This window comes from Aeromonas sp. 97A (genome assembly GCF_051919185.1).
Taxonomy (GTDB): Bacteria; Pseudomonadota; Gammaproteobacteria; order Enterobacterales; family Aeromonadaceae; genus Aeromonas; species Aeromonas veronii.
In genome coordinates this window covers 3991009-4007738 of sequence record NZ_JBQBFF010000001.1, presented here as the reverse complement: position 1 = coordinate 4007738, position 16730 = coordinate 3991009, and the positions used below count along the sequence as shown (strand labels likewise).

At 60.8% G+C, this 16730-nt stretch carries 13 protein-coding genes, 1 pseudogene and 1 riboswitch; of the genes and pseudogenes, 8 read left to right on the top strand and 6 right to left on the bottom strand.

The features are described from left to right. Positions 1-12: 12 nt before the first annotated feature. Positions 13-1123, bottom strand: a pseudogene (gene lptF / locus ACTG27_RS18265) (LPS export ABC transporter permease LptF). Between the two features lie 172 nt (positions 1124-1295). Between lptF and pepA the strand changes: the two are divergent. From pepA to ACTG27_RS18250, 3 genes are all read left to right on the top strand, one after another. After that, the gene (pepA, locus tag ACTG27_RS18260; protein WP_439980130.1) at positions 1296-2804 is read left to right on the top strand and encodes a leucyl aminopeptidase; all 1509 of its coding nucleotides are present in this window, start codon (positions 1296-1298) and stop codon (positions 2802-2804) included. 174 nt (positions 2805-2978) lie between these two features. Next, a complete protein-coding gene (locus tag ACTG27_RS18255; RefSeq protein ID WP_439980129.1) occupies positions 2979-3434 on the top strand; it encodes a DNA polymerase III subunit chi in 456 nt (151 codons plus the stop codon). Between the two features lie 64 nt (positions 3435-3498). Further along, positions 3499-6351 carry a valine--tRNA ligase gene (locus ACTG27_RS18250; protein ID WP_368195940.1) on the top strand — a complete coding sequence of 951 codons (2853 nt, stop codon included), beginning with the start codon at positions 3499-3501 and terminating at the stop codon, positions 6349-6351. Positions 6352-6418: 67 nt separating this feature from the next. Here ACTG27_RS18250 and ACTG27_RS18245 read toward each other — a convergent pair whose 3' ends face one another. Continuing rightward, complete coding sequence (locus tag ACTG27_RS18245; protein ID WP_368195939.1) at positions 6419-7405, bottom strand: sodium:calcium antiporter; 987 nt, start codon at positions 7403-7405, stop codon at positions 6419-6421. A gap of 87 nt (positions 7406-7492) precedes the next feature. Beyond that, a riboswitch (yybP-ykoY riboswitch) is annotated at positions 7493-7600 on the bottom strand. 172 nt (positions 7601-7772) lie between these two features. Here ACTG27_RS18245 and ACTG27_RS18240 point away from each other — a divergent pair. Beyond that, positions 7773-8360, top strand: coding sequence for a superinfection exclusion B family protein (locus ACTG27_RS18240; RefSeq protein ID WP_005336432.1), 588 nt, complete (start codon positions 7773-7775; stop codon positions 8358-8360). Between the two features lie 110 nt (positions 8361-8470). On the opposite strand, the gene ACTG27_RS18235 is transcribed toward ACTG27_RS18240, so the two are convergent. Continuing rightward, positions 8471-9331, bottom strand: a complete 861-nt coding sequence (locus ACTG27_RS18235; RefSeq protein ID WP_439980541.1) for an AraC family transcriptional regulator — start codon at positions 9329-9331, stop codon at positions 8471-8473. Then, entirely contained in the window at positions 9298-9834 is a 537-nt protein-coding gene (locus tag ACTG27_RS18230; protein ID WP_439980127.1) for a GNAT family N-acetyltransferase, read from the bottom strand. The genes ACTG27_RS18235 and ACTG27_RS18230 overlap by 34 nt, the downstream gene beginning before the upstream one ends. Before the next feature lie 161 nt (positions 9835-9995). Between ACTG27_RS18230 and ACTG27_RS18225 the strand changes: the two genes are divergently transcribed. Then, complete coding sequence (locus tag ACTG27_RS18225) at positions 9996-11444, top strand: catalase (RefSeq protein ID WP_005355226.1); 1449 nt, start codon at positions 9996-9998, stop codon at positions 11442-11444. Positions 11445-11754: 310 nt separating this feature from the next. Here the strand turns inward: ACTG27_RS18225 and ACTG27_RS18220 are convergent, their stop codons facing one another. Further along, entirely contained in the window at positions 11755-12072 is a 318-nt protein-coding gene (locus tag ACTG27_RS18220) for a YnjH family protein (RefSeq protein ID WP_323889047.1), read from the bottom strand. A 223-nt stretch (positions 12073-12295) separates the two neighbouring features. On the opposite strand from ACTG27_RS18220, the gene ACTG27_RS18215 reads away from it, so the two are divergent. After that, the gene (locus ACTG27_RS18215) at positions 12296-13528 is read left to right on the top strand and encodes a hypothetical protein (RefSeq protein ID WP_439980126.1); all 1233 of its coding nucleotides are present in this window, start codon (positions 12296-12298) and stop codon (positions 13526-13528) included. Positions 13529-13637: 109 nt separating this feature from the next. Next, positions 13638-14414 (top strand): substrate-binding periplasmic protein, encoded by a 777-nt coding sequence (locus ACTG27_RS18210; protein ID WP_421343249.1) that lies wholly within the window; start codon positions 13638-13640, stop codon positions 14412-14414. Between the two features lie 12 nt (positions 14415-14426). On the opposite strand, the gene ACTG27_RS18205 is transcribed toward ACTG27_RS18210, so the two are convergent. Continuing rightward, positions 14427-15275 carry a helix-turn-helix transcriptional regulator gene (locus ACTG27_RS18205; protein ID WP_439980124.1) on the bottom strand — a complete coding sequence of 283 codons (849 nt, stop codon included), beginning with the start codon at positions 15273-15275 and terminating at the stop codon, positions 14427-14429. A gap of 145 nt (positions 15276-15420) precedes the next feature. Here ACTG27_RS18205 and tyrS point away from each other — a divergent pair, with 145 nt between their 5' ends. Further along, positions 15421-16686, top strand: a complete 1266-nt coding sequence (gene tyrS / locus ACTG27_RS18200; protein WP_439980122.1) for a tyrosine--tRNA ligase — start codon at positions 15421-15423, stop codon at positions 16684-16686. Positions 16687-16730: the final 44 nt, after the last annotated feature.

The window sequence follows — 16730 nt, the reverse complement described above, 5'->3', positions numbered from 1 at the left end:
TATGTTGCAGCATCATGCTGATTTTCTGTTGAAATAGCGCCCTTTCACCCCGTTCCACCAGCTGGTGCCCTGCAGATTGAGGGGCAGGCCGATAAACAGCAGGTAACCGAGCGGCACCAGGAACATCCCCGGCCAGTAGGGCAGCCGACCGCTGTCGATGGCCGAACGGGCGGCGCTGAGCAGCAGGAAGTAGGAGAGATAGAGCATGATGGCCGGCAACAGCTTGGCGTAGCGCCCCTGACGGGGATTGACCCGCGCCAGCGGAACTACCAACAGGGTGAGCACCGGAATGGAGAGGGGCAGCGAGATACGCCACTGCAATTCCGCCATCATGGCGTTGTCCTGGGTACCGAACAGTTCCATGGTCGGCTTGGCCGCTGCCTTGCGGTTGGAACGTTCCATCTCCTGCTGGCGGATCACCAGACCATATTCGCGAAAATCGGAGATCTGGAACTGCTTGCCGGAGAAGTTCCCCTCGTAGCGGGAGCCATCCATCAGGGTCAGCCACTGCAGGCCGTTCTCATCGACCGTCACCACCCCTTCGGTCGCCACCACCACCGAGGGAGGATTGTTCCCCTCCGCCCGCTGCAGCACGAAGATCTTTTGCAGTTTTGAGCCGTTGTCGTTCAAATCTTGGATATAGGCAACCAGACGCCCCTTGTCGAGCTCCATAAAGCGGCCAGCCTGCAGGAAGGAGATACCCGGATCCGACTTGAACTCGTCGATCACCTGATACTCGCGCTCCTTGGCCTGCGGGGCGATCCAGCCAGTGTTGAACGCCGCAACCACCGCCGTCAGCAAGGCCAGCAACATGGCGCTGCGCATCACAAAACGGTGGCTGAAGCCGACCGCATGCATCACCGTCATCTCGCTTTCGGCGTAGAGGACCATGGGCAAACAAAATGGCTAAAAAGAGACTGATAGGCAGCATCAACAGCGCCATATTGGGCAAGTTGAGCAGCAGCAGGGTGGAGACCAGACGTGTCGGCACCTCGCCATCGGCGGCATCGCCGATGATCTTGATAAATTGTTGGCTGACAAAGATAAGCAGCAATACGAATAACACTGCCAGCTGGGTTTTCAGGGTTTCCCTGAACAAATATCGGAAAACGATCACAGTCATTCCCAAGTAAACTTGTGTTTTTAGTCGAATGCCTGAAAAATAGGGCCGTATATTGGATTTTTACCAGTTTGAACTGCGGAGCCTGTGGCTGTTCGCTCCGCCTCTGATACCCCAACAAGCACCGCATTATTCAATAAAAGGTGCCTTTTGTCTTTAGGATGTAGGAGATTCCATGGAGTTCAGTGTAAAGAGTGGCAGTCCAGAGAAGCAACGGAGCGCCTGCGTCGTAGTCGGCGTATTTGAGCCGCGTCGCCTCTCTCCGGTTGCCGAACAACTGGACAAGATCAGCGATGGCTATATCAGTTCGCTGCTGCGCCGTGGCGACCTGGAAGGGAAACCAGGCCAGATGCTGCTGCTGCATCAAGTACCGGGCGTGCTCAGCGAGCGCGTACTGCTGGTCGGATGCGGCAAGGAGCGGGAACTCGACGAACGCCAGTACAAGCAGATCATCAACAAGACCATCACCACCCTGAACGAAACCGGCTCCATGGAAGCGGTCTGCTTCCTCACCGAGCTGCACGTCAAGGGTCGGGATACCTATTGGAAGGTGCGCCAGGCGGTGGAAACCACCAAGGCGGGCCTCTACAGCTTTGATCAGTTCAAGACCAACAAGGCCGAGCCACGTCGCCCGCTGCGCAAGCTGGTATTCAACGTGCCGACGCGTCGGGAACTGACCATTGGTGAAAAAGCCATCGCTCACGGTCTGGCCGTGGCCAAGGGTGTGCGAGTCTGTCGCGACGTGGCGAACATGCCGCCCAATGTCTGCAACCCGGCCTATCTGGCCTCCCAGGCCCGTCGTCTGGCCGATGCCTACGACAACATCACCACCAAGGTGGTGGGCGAGCAGGAGATGGCCGAACTCGGCATGAACTCCTATCTGGCGGTGGCTCGCGGCTCCGACAACGAAGCCATGATGGCCATCATCGAATACAGGGGTCATCCGGATGCCAAGCCCATCGTGCTGGTCGGCAAGGGTCTGACCTTCGACTCCGGCGGCATCTCCATCAAACCGGCCGACGGCATGGACGAGATGAAGTACGACATGGGTGGCGCCGCCTCCGTGCTCGGTACCATGCATGCGCTGGCCCAGCTACAACTGCCGATCAACGTCATCGGCGTACTGGCTGGCTGTGAAAACATGCCGGGTGGCAACGCCTATCGCCCGGGTGACATCCTCACCTCCATGTCAGGCCAGACCATCGAAGTGCTCAACACCGATGCGGAAGGTCGTCTGGTGCTGTGTGATGCGCTGACCTATGTGGACCGCTTCGATCCGGAAACCGTGATTGACGTGGCGACCCTGACCGGTGCCTGCGTTATCGCGCTGGGCCACCACACCTCGGGTCTGCTGGCCAACCACAACCCGCTGGCCCACGAGCTGCTCAACGCCTCCGAACAGGCGGGTGATCGCGCCTGGCGTCTGCCGCTGTTTGACGAGTATCAGGAGCAGATCGACAGCCCGTTCGCCGACATGGCCAACATCGGTGGTCGTCCGGCCGGCACCATCACCGCGGCCGCCTTCCTGTCACGCTTCACTAAGAAGTACAACTGGGCCCACCTGGATATCGCCGGGACAGCCTGGAAGAGTGGCAAGGATAAAGGCTCCACCGGTCGTCCGGTGCCCCTGCTGACCCAGTTCCTGCTGAACCGGGCTGGCGTGGATATCGAAGAGAAAGAGTAACTTTTTCATCCCTTCTGATGCGTGCATCAAAAGGGATGGCGTTACCCTGAACCACAAGGAAGAGGCCCGCCTCTTCCTTGTTTCATTCTTGAATCAGTGAGCTGCGGACGGGAAACGCCCCGTCAGCCTCATGAGGCGGTCAACAGTCCGTCACCGCAAAACGGGATTAACCTGATGAGCCAAGTGACCTTTTACCTGATGAGCAAACAGGATGACGCGCAGGCCTCTGCGGTCGAGCGACTGGCCTGCACTCTTGCGGCCGAGTCGTGGGGCGCGGGCCATATCTACCTGTTCTGCGACGATGAGGCCCAGGCCCTGCGTCTGGACGAACTGTTGTGGCAATTGCCGCCGGAGCGCTTTGTGCCGCACCAGCTGCAAGGCGAAAGCGGCATGGCCCCGGTGGAGATCGGCTATCAGCCACCGAAACGGCGCTACGCCCGCCTCATCAATCTGGCCACTGCGACACCTTTGTTTGCAGGACACTTCGCTCAAGTGGTAGATTTTGTCCCCACTGACGAAACACAAAAGCAGCAAGCCCGCGAGCGCTACAAGCACTATCGCCAGGCAGGCCATACCCTCGAAATGAGGGATCAGCCCGTCCTTGCCGCACCGGATCCGGCGCAGCCCTGACTGCAACCAATTGATCCATAAAGAATCAACACCAGACTCCATCCATCCAGATTACGGCGAGACCATGGAAAAGACTTTTAATCACAACGCCATCGAACAGGCGCTCTATCAGCACTGGGAAGCCCAGGGTTACTTCAAGCCCCACGGCGATACCAGCAAAGACTCCTTCTGCATCATGATCCCGCCGCCGAACGTCACCGGCAGCCTGCACATGGGTCACGCCTTCCAACAAACCCTGATGGATACCCTGATCCGCTACAACCGCATGCAGGGCAAAAACACCCTGTGGCAGGCTGGTACCGACCACGCCGGTATCGCCACCCAGATGGTAGTTGAGCGCAAGATCGCCGCAGAAGAGGGCAAAACTCGCCACGATTACGGCCGTGATGCCTTCATCGACAAGATTTGGCAGTGGAAGGAAGAGTCCGGTGGCACCATCACCCGCCAGATGCGCCGTCTGGGCGACTCCGTGGATTGGGAGCGCGAGCGCTTCACCATGGATGAGGGTCTCTCCGCCGCCGTGCAGGAAGTGTTTGTTCGTCTCTACGAAGATGGCCTGATGTACCGCGGCAAGCGTCTGGTGAACTGGGATCCGAAACTCAACACCGCCATCTCCGATCTGGAAGTGGAAAACCGCGAGATCAAGGGCCACATGTGGCACCTGCGCTATCCGCTGGCCAACGGCGCCAAGACTGCCGAAGGCAAGGATTACCTGATCGTCGCCACCACCCGTCCGGAGACCATGCTGGGCGATACCGCCGTGGCCGTGAACCCGGAAGACCCGCGCTACAAGGCGCTGATCGGCCAGCACATCCTGCTGCCGCTGGTGAACCGTCTGATCCCCATCGTTGCCGATGAACACGCCGACATGGAGAAGGGCACAGGTTGCGTGAAGATCACCCCGGCCCACGACTTCAACGATAACGAAGTGGGCAAGCGCCACAGCCTGCCGATGATCAATATCTTCACTCTGGATGCCCACGTGCGTGCCGAGGCCGAAGTGGTCGACACCAACGGCAACCCGAGCACTGCCTACGATGCAGCCCTGCCGGCCGAGTTCGCCGGTCTGGAGCGCTTCGCTGCCCGTAAAGCGATTCTGGCCAAGCTCGAAGAGCTGGGTCTGCTGGACGAGATCAAGGATCACGTGCTGCAACAGCCTTACGGCGATCGCGGTGGCGTGCCCATCGAGCCGATGCTGACCGACCAGTGGTACGTGCGCGTCGCACCGATGGCCAAGACCGCCATCGAAGCGGTGGAAGATGGCCGTATCCAGTTCGTGCCGAAACAGTACGAAAACATGTACTTCTCCTGGATGCGCGACATTCAGGACTGGTGCGTCTCCCGTCAGCTGTGGTGGGGTCACCGCATCCCGGCATGGTATGACGACGCCGGCAACGTCTACGTTGGCCGCAGCGAAGACGAAGTGCGCGCCAAGCACAGCATCCCGGCCGTAACCGTGCTGCGTCAGGACGAAGACGTGCTCGACACCTGGTTCAGCTCCGCCCTGTGGACCTTCTCCACCCTGGGCTGGCCGAACAACACCGAGGCACTCAAGACCTTCCACCCGACCGACGTGCTGATGAGCGGCTTCGACATCATCTTCTTCTGGATTGCCCGGATGATCATGATGACCATGCACTTCATCAAGGACGAAAACGGCCAGCCACAAGTCCCGTTCAAGACCGTCTACATCACCGGCCTGATCCGTGACGAAGAGGGCCAGAAGATGTCCAAGTCCAAGGGCAACGTGCTGGACCCCCTCGACATGATCGACGGCATCTCGCTGGAAGATCTGCTGGAGAAGCGCACCGGCAACATGATGCAGCCGCAGATGGCCGAGAAGATCGCCAAGCGTACCGCCAAGCAATTCCCGGAAGGGATCGATGCCCACGGTACCGACGCCCTGCGCTTCACGCTGGCAGCGCTGGCCTCTACCGGTCGTGACATCAACTGGGACATGAAGCGCCTGGACGGCTACAACAACTTCTGCAACAAGCTGTGGAACGCCTCCCGCTATGTGCTGATGAACACCGAAGATCAGGATTGCGGTTTTGCCGGTGGCGAGATGCAGTTCAGTCTGGCGGATCGCTGGATCCAGTCCCAGCTGCAAGTGGCCATCCGTGACTTCCGTACCGCCCTCGATACCTATCGCTTCGACATCGCGGCCGGTGTGTTGTACGAATTTATCTGGAACCAGTTCTGTGACTGGTATCTGGAGCTGACCAAGCCGGTGCTGACCAAGGGTTCCGAGGCCGAGCAGCGCGCTGCCCGCCATACCTTGGTGACCGTGCTGGAAACCCTGCTGCGTCTGGCACACCCGATCATCCCGTTCATCACCGAGACCATCTGGAAATCGGTCGCGCCGCTGGCTGGCGTACACGCCGACACCATCATGATTCAGGCCTTCCCGGAATTCGACGCCGCCAAGGTGGACGACGCCGCGATGGCGGATCAGGAGTGGGTGAAGGAGTTCATCGTCAGCATCCGCAACATCCGCGCCGAGATGAACGTGGCACCGAGCGTGCCCCTCAACGTGCTGCTCCAGTGCGATGCCAAAGATGCCCAGCGCGCAGCCGACAACGAGGCCTTCCTCAAGTCGCTGGCCCGTCTGGAATCTATCCGCGTATTGGCGGACGGTGAAACCGCCCCGCTGTCAGTGAAGAAGCTGATCGGTGCCACCGAGCTGATGATCCCGATGGCCGGTCTCATCGACAAGGATGCCGAACTGGCCCGTCTGGCTAAAGAGGTTGCCCGTCTGGTGGGCGAGTGCGGCCGTATCGAAGGCAAACTCGGCAACGAAGCCTTCGTCGCCAAGGCGCCGGAAGCTGTCATCGCCAAAGAGCGCGAGAAGCTGGAAGATTACCGTCTCCAGCTGACCAAGCTGGAAGCCCAGCAGGCCGAGATCGCCGCGCTGTAAACACAGCCCCAACCGATACAACAAAGCCCCCTGCCAAGGGGGCTTTTTCATATCCGCGCTTCTCGCTTCAGCTCACCAGCAACCAGCCGCAAAAACCGAGATAGAGCAGACCGACCAGCCCCAGCCGCTCGGCGGTCATGGTTCCCTTTCTGAACCCCCACCAGAGCAACCCGACCGCCAACAGCGTCACCAGCGAGGAGGCCATCATTGCGCCATCCAGCAACCAAGGGGTAAAGAGCAAGCAGAACACCTTGGGGATAGTGCCCTGGATCATCATGGCCCCGGAGATATTGGCCAGCGCCAGCCGGTTCTTGCCCTGTCGCACCCAGATCAGCACGTTCATCAGCTCCGGCATTTCGGTCGCCACCGGACTCAGCAGCAGGGCCGCCAGCACCGGCGAGAGGCCAAACAGCTCGCCCATGCTCTCCAGCTGATGGACAAACAGCTGGGCCGCCAGCGCCACCACCACCAGTGCAGCCAACGTCTGCAGCAACACCTTGCCAAGGGGCGGGATCCCGGCATCTGGGGCCAGCTTGAGGGGCTCCGGCAATTCGACTTCGTGGCTGTCACTCTGTTTCAGCTCGCGCCTTACATAAACGAGGTAGACCAGCAGGAAGAGCGAGGCCAACCAGCTCTTGCCGGTGAAGGCGACCAGCCCCAGCGCGGTCGCCACCAGAAAGATACCCATAAACCAGCGCTGATCCCGGCCAATCTCGCGCTGCACCTCGCCATCGATGGCGCGCTCGGTACGCCCCATGCAAAGCAGCAGGGTGAGGCCGACTGCTGCATAGCCGATGGTCGCCAGCACCAGCGGTCCGCCGAGGGCGGCGCCAATGCCGATCTCTTGCTGGGCGGTCGTGTTGCCCATCAGCAGGGCGGTGAGGGTGACGATGCATTCGGGCAGGGCCGTACCCAATGCCGCCAGCAGGGAGCCTGTAGCGCTTTGGGAGAGCTTGAAGTGGTGGCCGGTCCACTCGATGCCGTTGACGAAGTATTCGCAGGCAAGGTAGATGGTGACCGCAGAGACAAGAAATAATAGCAGGGTAATAAACATAATAGATACCGCCAGGCGAGCAGAATAACCGATGGACCCGATATGGCTCGCCCGGCTGGCGTGCATATCGAGGCCAAAGGTCTTGCAGAGCGATAGTGCCTATCGCCGCCCATGCCATGGATACGAGGATCCAAGAGTGTTGACATGGGCCCGGCCCGGAATGCGGGCGGGTTGCTACTCCCCAATGACTGAGGGGACGTTTTAGCAACTCGACCGCCGCCTCACAAGGCAAATTAATGACAACTCATTCAATAAGTTGTAAGGGAATGTAACCTCACCTGCGCACCCTCCCCGCCGCCATTGCGCTGTTGGCACACCGATTGCTGTAGGTAGTTCACTATCCACAACAGTTTGGGAAGGATGAACAATGAAACGGTGGATCCAACATTTCTATCAACTGAACCGCCTCAACTGGCTGATGGTCTGGTTGTTGCTCTGCTGCAGCATCATTCTGCTGTTTCCGGCCGGGCTGATGAAAGGGGCCGTCAGCCAGTGGGCTGCGGATCATGCGGCCTGGCTGGGGGTCGGCATGCTGATCGCCATCTCCTACTTCTGCAGTCAGGGCTTCCTGATCGCCTGGGAGTGGGCGTGCGAAGAGTGGCAGGCACGCCGTCAGCAGGACCAGCTGGCCCAGATGATCGGCTTCCTCGACTTCAACGAGAAGGCGGTGCTGCGCGAGTTCGTGCTGCAGCGTAAAAGCGTCATAAACTTGCCGATCACCGAGCCCGCCGTCAAAAACCTGATGGATGCCGGCGTCCTCACCTACGCCTACGGCAAGCCGACCCGGGAGAAGGATGACGAGAACCAGATCCGCGCCCTGATGATCGCCCTGCCCGCCCGACCGCTGCTCACCTACAAGGTGCTGGGGTTGTCGCGCGGCAAGATGAGCGACGAGCAGGTGGAGCAGATCATGAACGCCCGTCCCAAGTTCGCCCAGAAGGGGTTCCAGCGCTAAACGTCCCCAACCGCCAGATGCAAAAGAGCCGGACACTGTCCGGCTCTCTCGTTTCTGCACAACATTCTGTCCCGCTCAATTCTGTCCCGCTCAGCTTTCCCTTCTGCGCCCTACCCCTTGAGGCTGGAGCAAAAGCTGACATCGTCCTGCACCGGATCATCGCTCATGCTGTGATAAAGCTCAAAGCAGGGACCATTGCCAAACTCCAGCCCAGCAGCAACGATGTCGCCGATATGTTCCTGCCAACGCGGGCCATACTGACTGCGGTCGGTAATAAGATAACGGGACTGGGCGTAACGACCGGCGGGAATAAGCTGGATCTCGACCGCTCCCATCCCCACCGTCCCCGCAGGCACCGTCACCCCGATGTCAGTGCGACACTGGGCTGGCGGAGTCACCTCGGGGTTATCGTGATAGATGAAGATCCACTCCCCACCTTCCAGACCGCGGGCGCTGGCCCACTGTTGCAGCTGACTACAAACGGGAGCATACCCCTCGCCATAGGGGCCGGTGACACGTATATAAGCCAGAGTGCGGGCGTCCATCTCGATGGTTTTCATGGTATTGCTCCTTGCTGATGAGTGACCCTCAGCATAAGGATTCGGCTGCACAAGTGCGTGTCCATCCTTGCTCATCAAGTGTCCATTCTTGCTCTTGTCGCGGCGAAACTCTCCCGGCGTGCAACCATAGTAACGGCGAAATACCTTGGCAAACGCCTGGGAGCTGGCGAGCCCCGCCCCCAACGCAATGGCCGTGACACTGGCATCGGAATAGCAGAGCAGCCAAGCAGCCCGCTGGATGCGCAGACGACGACACATCTCCCCGGGCGTCTCCCCCACCACAGCCGTAAACACCCGGTGAAAATGGTAGAAAGACAAGCAGGCACTGCTCGCCAGCGTTTCGATGGAGAGATCGGGATTCTGCTCCAGCGCCCGGATCACCGGGCGCAATCTGGCCTGATAGTCGACCATGCCGTTAGCGACTGGCACCCCCCCGCGACTCTGGCCATATGGAACACATCTACATAGCGCCCCTGGCGGAAGGCATAGTCACGAGCCAGCCCCTCCTCGGTAAAACCGAACTTGCGATAGAGCGCCTGTGCGGCCTCATTGTCGGTATAGACGGTCAGCTCAATCCGGTGCAGGTTGAGCCAGTTATCGGCCAGATCCAGCGCCGCGGCCATCAGGGCGGAGCCCACCCCCTTGCCAGCCCAGTCATCCCGCACTCCCATGCCAATACCGGCCACATGCTTGCGTCTCGGATTAGGCTCAACCAGCAGCGATAGCTGGCCTACCAGCAGGCCGTCAACCTCGGCGACCAGTGCCACCACGCTGTCGCTCTCCAACCGCTTCTGCCACTGGCTAAGGGGTGGCATAGGCAGGTGCAAAGTGCCCGCCTGGGCATTGGGCATGGCGTATAGATCCCGCAAGGCGGGGGCATCGGCGGGTTCGGCATGACGGATAGTAATCTGCATATGAAGCTCCTTCTCGAAGCCACCATCATGCAATATCCGGCGCGGTTACACATCCCCTACCCACACCCATTTGTCTTGCCTATCAAAGGACGAGGAAAGGCCCATTGGCCGAGCACGGCGCAGATCCGTAGGCTGACCCCATATCAACAAGGAGAGAAGCCATGACTGACAAGACCCTGCACAGCGCCAACGGCGCCCCCGTCGTCGACAACAACAACAGCCTCACCGCCGGTCCGCGCGGCCCCATCCTGATGCAAGATATCTGGTTGATGGAGAAACTCGCCCACTTCGACCGCGAGCGCATTCCCGAGCGGGTGGTTCACGCTAAGGGCTCGGGCGCCTACGGCACCTTTACCGTGACCCACGACATCAGCCAGTTCAGCAAGGCCGATCTGTTCAGCGCCATCGGCAAGCAGACCCCGGTCTTCCTGCGCTTCTCCACCGTGGCCGGTGAGAAGGGCGCCGCCGATGCCGAACGCGATGTGCGCGGCTTCGCCCTCAAGTTCTATACCGAGCAGGGCAACTGGGATCTGGTGGGTAACAACACCCCGGTCTTTTTCATCCGCGATCCGCTGAAATTCCCTGACTTCATCCACACCCAGAAGCGGGATCCGCGCACCAACCTGCGCAGCGCCACCGCCGCCTGGGACTTCTGGTCACGCCATCCGGAATCCCTGCATCAGGTCACCATACTGTTCAGCGATCGCGGCATCCCCAAGAGCCTGCGGGAGATGAACGGCTACGGCAGCCACACCTTCAGCTTTATCAACGATGCCAACGAGCGCTTCTGGGTCAAGTTCCACTTCAAGACCGAGCAGGGCCACAGCTTCTACACCGATGAAGAGGCCGCCACCGCCGTCGGGCAGGATCGGGAGACCAGTCAGGCGGATCTGTTCAATGCCATCGAGCGGGGCGACTTCCCGCGCTGGAAGGTCTATGTGCAGGTGATGCCGGAGGCCGAAGCCCAGACTTACAACATCCACCCGTTCGACCTGACCAAGGTGTGGCCGCACAGCGACTACCCGCTGATCCCGGTGGGCGTGCTGGAGCTCAACCAGAACCCGGACAACTACTTCGCCCATGTGGAGCAGGCCGCCTTTACCCCGGCCAACGTGGTGCCCGGTATCGGCTTCTCGCCGGATCGCATGTTGCAAGGGCGACTCTTCTCCTACGGCGACACCCAGCGCTATCGCCTCGGCGTCAACCACGGTCTGCTGCCGGTCAACGCCCCGCGCTGCCCGTTCCATCACGGCGCCCATCGTGACGGTGCCATGCGGGCGGACAGCAATGGCGGCGCCAGCCCCAACTATCAGCCGAACCGTTTCGGTACCCAGCAGCCGAGCGAACAGCACGAACCGGCGCTGAGTCTGGAAGGGGCCGCCCTGCACTACGACTTCCGTGACTACGACAGCGACTACTACAGCCAGCCGGGTAACCTGTTCCGCATCATGGACGAGGGGCAGCGCTCGCGGCTCGCCGCCAACCTGGCCCGCTCCCTTATCAATGTGGAAGATGACGCCATCGTCGCAGCCCAGCTCAAACACTTCGAGCAAGCCGACCCCGAGTATGCCAAACGGGTCGAACTGGCACTGGCCGCCTTGCAGCGCTAAGCCGCAAGCAGGCAACATCTGCAAAAACAAAACGGGGGCCTGATGGCCCCCGTTGTTATTCTGCTAAGAGTAACAAACGCAAAAACGGAGCCAGAGGCTCCGTTTTTTAATGCAGTATCAATCCCTTACGGAACGCGCTTCGCGCTCTTCCCGCTCCCTTGCCAACAGGCGTTTGTACCACCAGCTACTGCGACGACGTTGTGCATTGGAAGAGCGACGAGCCATTTCTTAGGTTCCAGCCAAGAGAAGAAAGGAGCTGCATTATGCGACAGGGATCACGTCCATGTCTTTAGCTGGATCAAGAAAAGCCTCACTGACCCACGGAAATCGTCTTCTGATCTTTTGCCCCCCGGGTGGCAGGCAACACCACCACAGGAGAGCGCCAGGCCAGTGGGCCATTGCTCTCGAGGTCGTTCTGCGGGCCGCACTCCAGCCAGATATCTCCCTGCAGAATGCGGGCCCCTTCGGAATATTTCTGATCCGCAAACCAGCAGACCCGCTCGGGCAATGAGCCCAGCGGCAACACCAGCTCGGGACTGGCAGACTCGCCCACCACAGTGGTTTTGGACGCGGCCAGAGCGGGGGCGAGCCAGAGGGAGGCCAGCAGGCAGAGCAGTAAATTTTTCATGAGAGGGATCCTGTTGCGATGGGGGGCACTCTAGAAGAGTCGACCAGCCCCGTGGTTTACTTGACTGACAATCATACTGCCTGCTGGCATTGTGGAACCAATATGGTAGCCTGCCAGCGCCTGCGGGCAGTCTCTCGCTGCCACGCGCAAACTTCCGGTGAATTTGTCACGTCCTGACAAAATATAACCTTATTTATCAAGTCGTTATTTGGATATTATCCCAATGCGTATCATGCCGTTGCTTCAGGCGGCCTGCCTGAGCCTGATGTTGTCCGCCTGCGTTGCCCCATTGCTGATGATGAGCCCCACCAGCCAGCTGATGTGGGCCCTGCTCAAGCCGCTGGTCGGCTTTGACCCGAACGAGGTCAATCTGTTCGAACAACCCCTGATTAAGGATCGGATGACCGCCATCCTTGGTCCCAACTACGACAGCACCATGCAGTTGCTCAAGACTGCCGACAAGTTACAGCAGGAGGGGCCGCTTTTCTATGTGGTCTCCGAGTATGCGCCCGTGCCGGATATCGCCAAGCAGGCGGGGATGGTGTGGAACTCGCAAACCAACCAGATGTCGGTATTGCTGCAAAAAGGGGATGGCACCACCCTGACCTTCGGCGAAAATCTGGCGGGCACGGCACCGACCTGGCCAACCGCCATGCAGGGCTGGCAGACCCCCACCAGCCAGCTCACCCCGGCGGCCAATGCCCTGACCGGGGCGGCGACCAGTCAGAGTGGCGCCTCCCCCTTCTCCCTTGGCAGCGCGCTGGGCACAGTGACCCGCGGCGTCACCGGCTCGCTGACCAACAGCGCCAGCCAGGCCATCAGCGGCACAGCCGCCAACGTCACAGGACAGGCAACTCAAGCGGTGAGCCAAAGCACGACCGCACTTACCCGCACTGCAACCACCGCAGTCACTGCACCCGCCAAACAGGCGGTGAGCAGCACCGCTGCGACCGCAACGCAAGAAGCGGCCAAAGCCGTTGCCGTTCCTGCCCAGCAAGCCGTCAGCAGCGCCGCTGCGACCGTAACCCAAGAAGCCACAAAGGCCGTTGCCACTCCTGCCAAGCAAGCCGTCAACAGCGCCGCTACGACCGCGACCCAAGAAGCCACCAAGGCTGTTGCCGCTCCTGCCAAGCAAGCCGTCAACAGCGCCGCTGCAACCGCGACGCAAGAAGCCACCAAAGCCGTTGCCGCGCCTGCCAAACAGGCTGTCAGCAGCGCCGCTGCGACCGTGACACAGGAAGCCACCAAAGCCGTTGTCGCTCCGGCCAAACAGGCAGTCAGCAGTGCCGCCGCTACCGTGACGCAAGAGGCAACCAAGGCCGTTGCCGATCCGGCCAAACAGGCTGTCAGTGCTGCCTCTCATACGGCCGGAGAGAGCGTCGCCGATGCCGCCAGAGCGGCGGAAGCCAAGGCGCGCGCCAAGGCAGAGGCGGAGATGGAAGCCCTGCTCAAATAAACAGACAGGCCACCGCAAGGTGGCCTGTTTTTTATCCCGCGACCGGATCATGACGTTATGGAAAAGGCCACATAGACTGTTAGGTAACTACCCGCACAAGGAGTGCATCATGCGTCGTCTGCTCCCTGCTCTCGCTTCTCTCGCCCTGTTTATCGCGCTCCCGGCTCCGGCACTTATCTACTATTCGGAGCAGAACATGCCGCTCAATGGCCAGGATAAAAATGGTCAGCCTGTGGGGTTAGCGGTCGAGTTGCTGCGCCTGATGTGGCGTGAAATGGGGGAGCCGGAGCACCCCATCCACTTTCTGCCCTGGGCCCGCGGCTGGTATCTGCTGACCCAGCAGCAAGAGGCCGTGCTCTTTACCACGGCGCACACCAAGGAGCGGGATCCCCACTTCCTCTGGGTCTGCCCCATCAGCCACTCCAGGGTCGCGCTGGTCGGCCGCAAGCAGGATGCCCCCAAAGTGGCCAGCAAAGCGGATCTCGCCAAGCTGCAGATTGGTGTGATGCAGGCGGATGTCGGGGAGCAGTTGCTGCTCAACCGCGGGATCAGCCCTGGCAATATGATGTCGGTAGAGCGCATGGATCAGGTGGTGCGCCAGCTCATCATGGCACGCACCGATCTGGTGGCGGGCAACGAGGTGATGCTGCGCCATCAGGCCAAGGAGCTGGGTTTTCCCAGCGAGGATTTTGTCACCGTCGCGATCATTGAAGAGCAGGATAACTGCTTCGCCTTCAACCTGAGGGCAGACAAGCAACAGGTTGCCCGCCTGCAACAGGCGCTGGACAAGGTCAAACAGGGGGATGAATACAAGCAGCTGATGAAGCGCTACCAGTTGCTCAGTATCCTGCCCGAAACCACTCCCACCATCCCGCGCATCGAGTAACTCCGGCCCACCCTATGGCGGGCTCTCTCTATCTCCCGCCGATGACGCCTGCGATGCATCCACCGGCGCCGTAATGAGGTGGTTCAGAAAGAGATTGAACAGCTCGGCCCGCGAGCCGAGCCGCAGCTTGCTATAGAGATGCTTGCGGTGATTCTTCACCGTACCACAGCCAATCCCGAGCGCTGCGGCAATCGCCTCGGTATCCAGCCCCTGCAGCAGCAACTCCGCCACCTGCCGCTCGCGCCGGGTGAGCAGATCCCCCCCGACACTCGCCATCGCCTGCTCCACCGCACTCCGGAGGCTGGCGCTGTCTGGCAGCACAGTGCTCTGGGCCAACAGCGGCTGGCTCTGCCGCCACTGCTGACGACAAAGCGAATGTACCAGCGGGAACAGCTGCTCCAGCCTCGCCAGCTCGTCACGGCTGAGGGTACTGCGCTTGTCGAGTCGCCCCAGAAACAGCATCAGCGTCAGTCCGTCCCGCACCGGCAGGATCAGCCCCACCTCCTCCTGCCAGCCGGTGGCCTGATAGAAGTGGTGGCGATATTCGGGATCGAGCCGCCCTTGGGAGACCTGCGCCAGCGTCCAGACGCCGGCAGGCAAGCCCTGTTCCAGCGCCTGCATAAAGGGATCCTGACTGAAGTGGCTGGTGAGGTAGCGATCAAAGAGCAGGGCCCGCTGATGGTTGAGGTTGTCGTAGAGGTAGACGGGCCGCTGCCCCACCCCGAGCAGCAGGGCACAGTCAAACGCCACCTGCTGCTGGATCAGCCGCACCAGCGCCGCCGCAAAGGCGCTGCTGTGCAGGGCATCGACCACCTCGGTCATGCTGCGGGTCAAGGCATCTTTGGTGAATGGCTGGGTCATGGTGGCACGTTTCCGGTAACGGGGAGCGATTCCCCGCTATGGCTGAATGCTAGCACGAGAGTGGCAAAACTGTCCCTCAGGGGACATATCCGCCACTGGCCAGAACGGCGAGGATGACGGCTTTTCCCCTGTTGTTGGAGCACACATGATCAACCCCCACCTGCTCGATGAGCTGACCGAGCGCGGCCTTGTGGCCCAGAATTCCGACCCGGCGGCCCTGGCCGATCATCTTGCCACCCCGCGCACCGTCTATTGCGGGTTCGATCCCACCGCTGGCAGCCTGCATATCGGTCATCTGGTGCCGCTCTTGATGCTGCGCCGCTTCCAGCTGGCGGGCCACACCCCGGTGGCACTGGTGGGCGGGGCAACCGGCCTTATCGGCGATCCCAGCTTCAAGGCGACCGAGCGCAGCCTCAACAGTGCCGATACCGTGCAGGGTTGGGTCGCCAGCCTGTCGGCCCAAATCAGGGCGCTGTTGCCCGCCGATGATGGTCTGTCGGCCCCGCAGCTGGTCAACAATGGCGACTGGATGGGGCAGATGTCCGCCCTCGATTTTCTGCGGGATATCGGCAAGCACTTCTCGGTCAACGCCATGCTGGCGCGGGAATCGGTGCGTCAGCGGCTGGCTCGCCCGGATCAGGGCATCTCGTTCACCGAGTTCTCCTACGCTCTGCTGCAATCCTACGACTTTGCGGTGCTGCACCAGCGGCTCGGTTGCACCCTGCAGATTGGCGGCAATGACCAGTGGGGCAATATCACCAGCGGCATGGATCTCACCCGTCGCCTCCATCAGGCGCAGGTGCACGGCATGACCCTGCCCCTTATCACCAAGGCAGACGGCACCAAGTTCGGCAAGACCGAAGGTGGTGCAGTCTGGCTCGATCCGGCGCTCACCTCCCCTTACGCCTTCTACCAGTTCTGGCTCGGCACCGCGGATGAGGATGTCTACCGCTTCCTGCGCTACTACAGCTTTATGTCGCTGAGCGAGATTGATGCACTGGAGGCGGAAGACGCGAAGCGGCAGGGGCGCAAGCAGGCCCAGCAGGTGTTGGCGAACGAGCTGACCGAGCTGGTACACGGCAAGGCGGCGCTGGCTGCGGTGCAGCGCATCAGCGAGCTGCTGTTTAGCGGCGATGTAGCTCGCCTCGGCGAGAGCGATCTGGCCCAGCTGGCGCAGGATGGCATGCCGTGCAGCACCGTCAGCGGCGAGACGGATCTGGTCAGTCTGCTGGTCAGCTGCGGTCTGGCTAACTCCAGGCGCATCGCCCGCGAACTGCTGGCGGCAGGGGCCATCAGCCTCAATGGTGTACTCAAGCAGGATGAGCAGCTGAATGCTGCGGATCGACTGTTTGGCCGCTACCTGCTGCTGCGCCGGGGCAAGAAGCAGTATCAACTGGTGGAGTGGCAATAAGCCGCAGGGCGGGGAGCTCAGCTTCCCCGCCCGCACCATGAAAC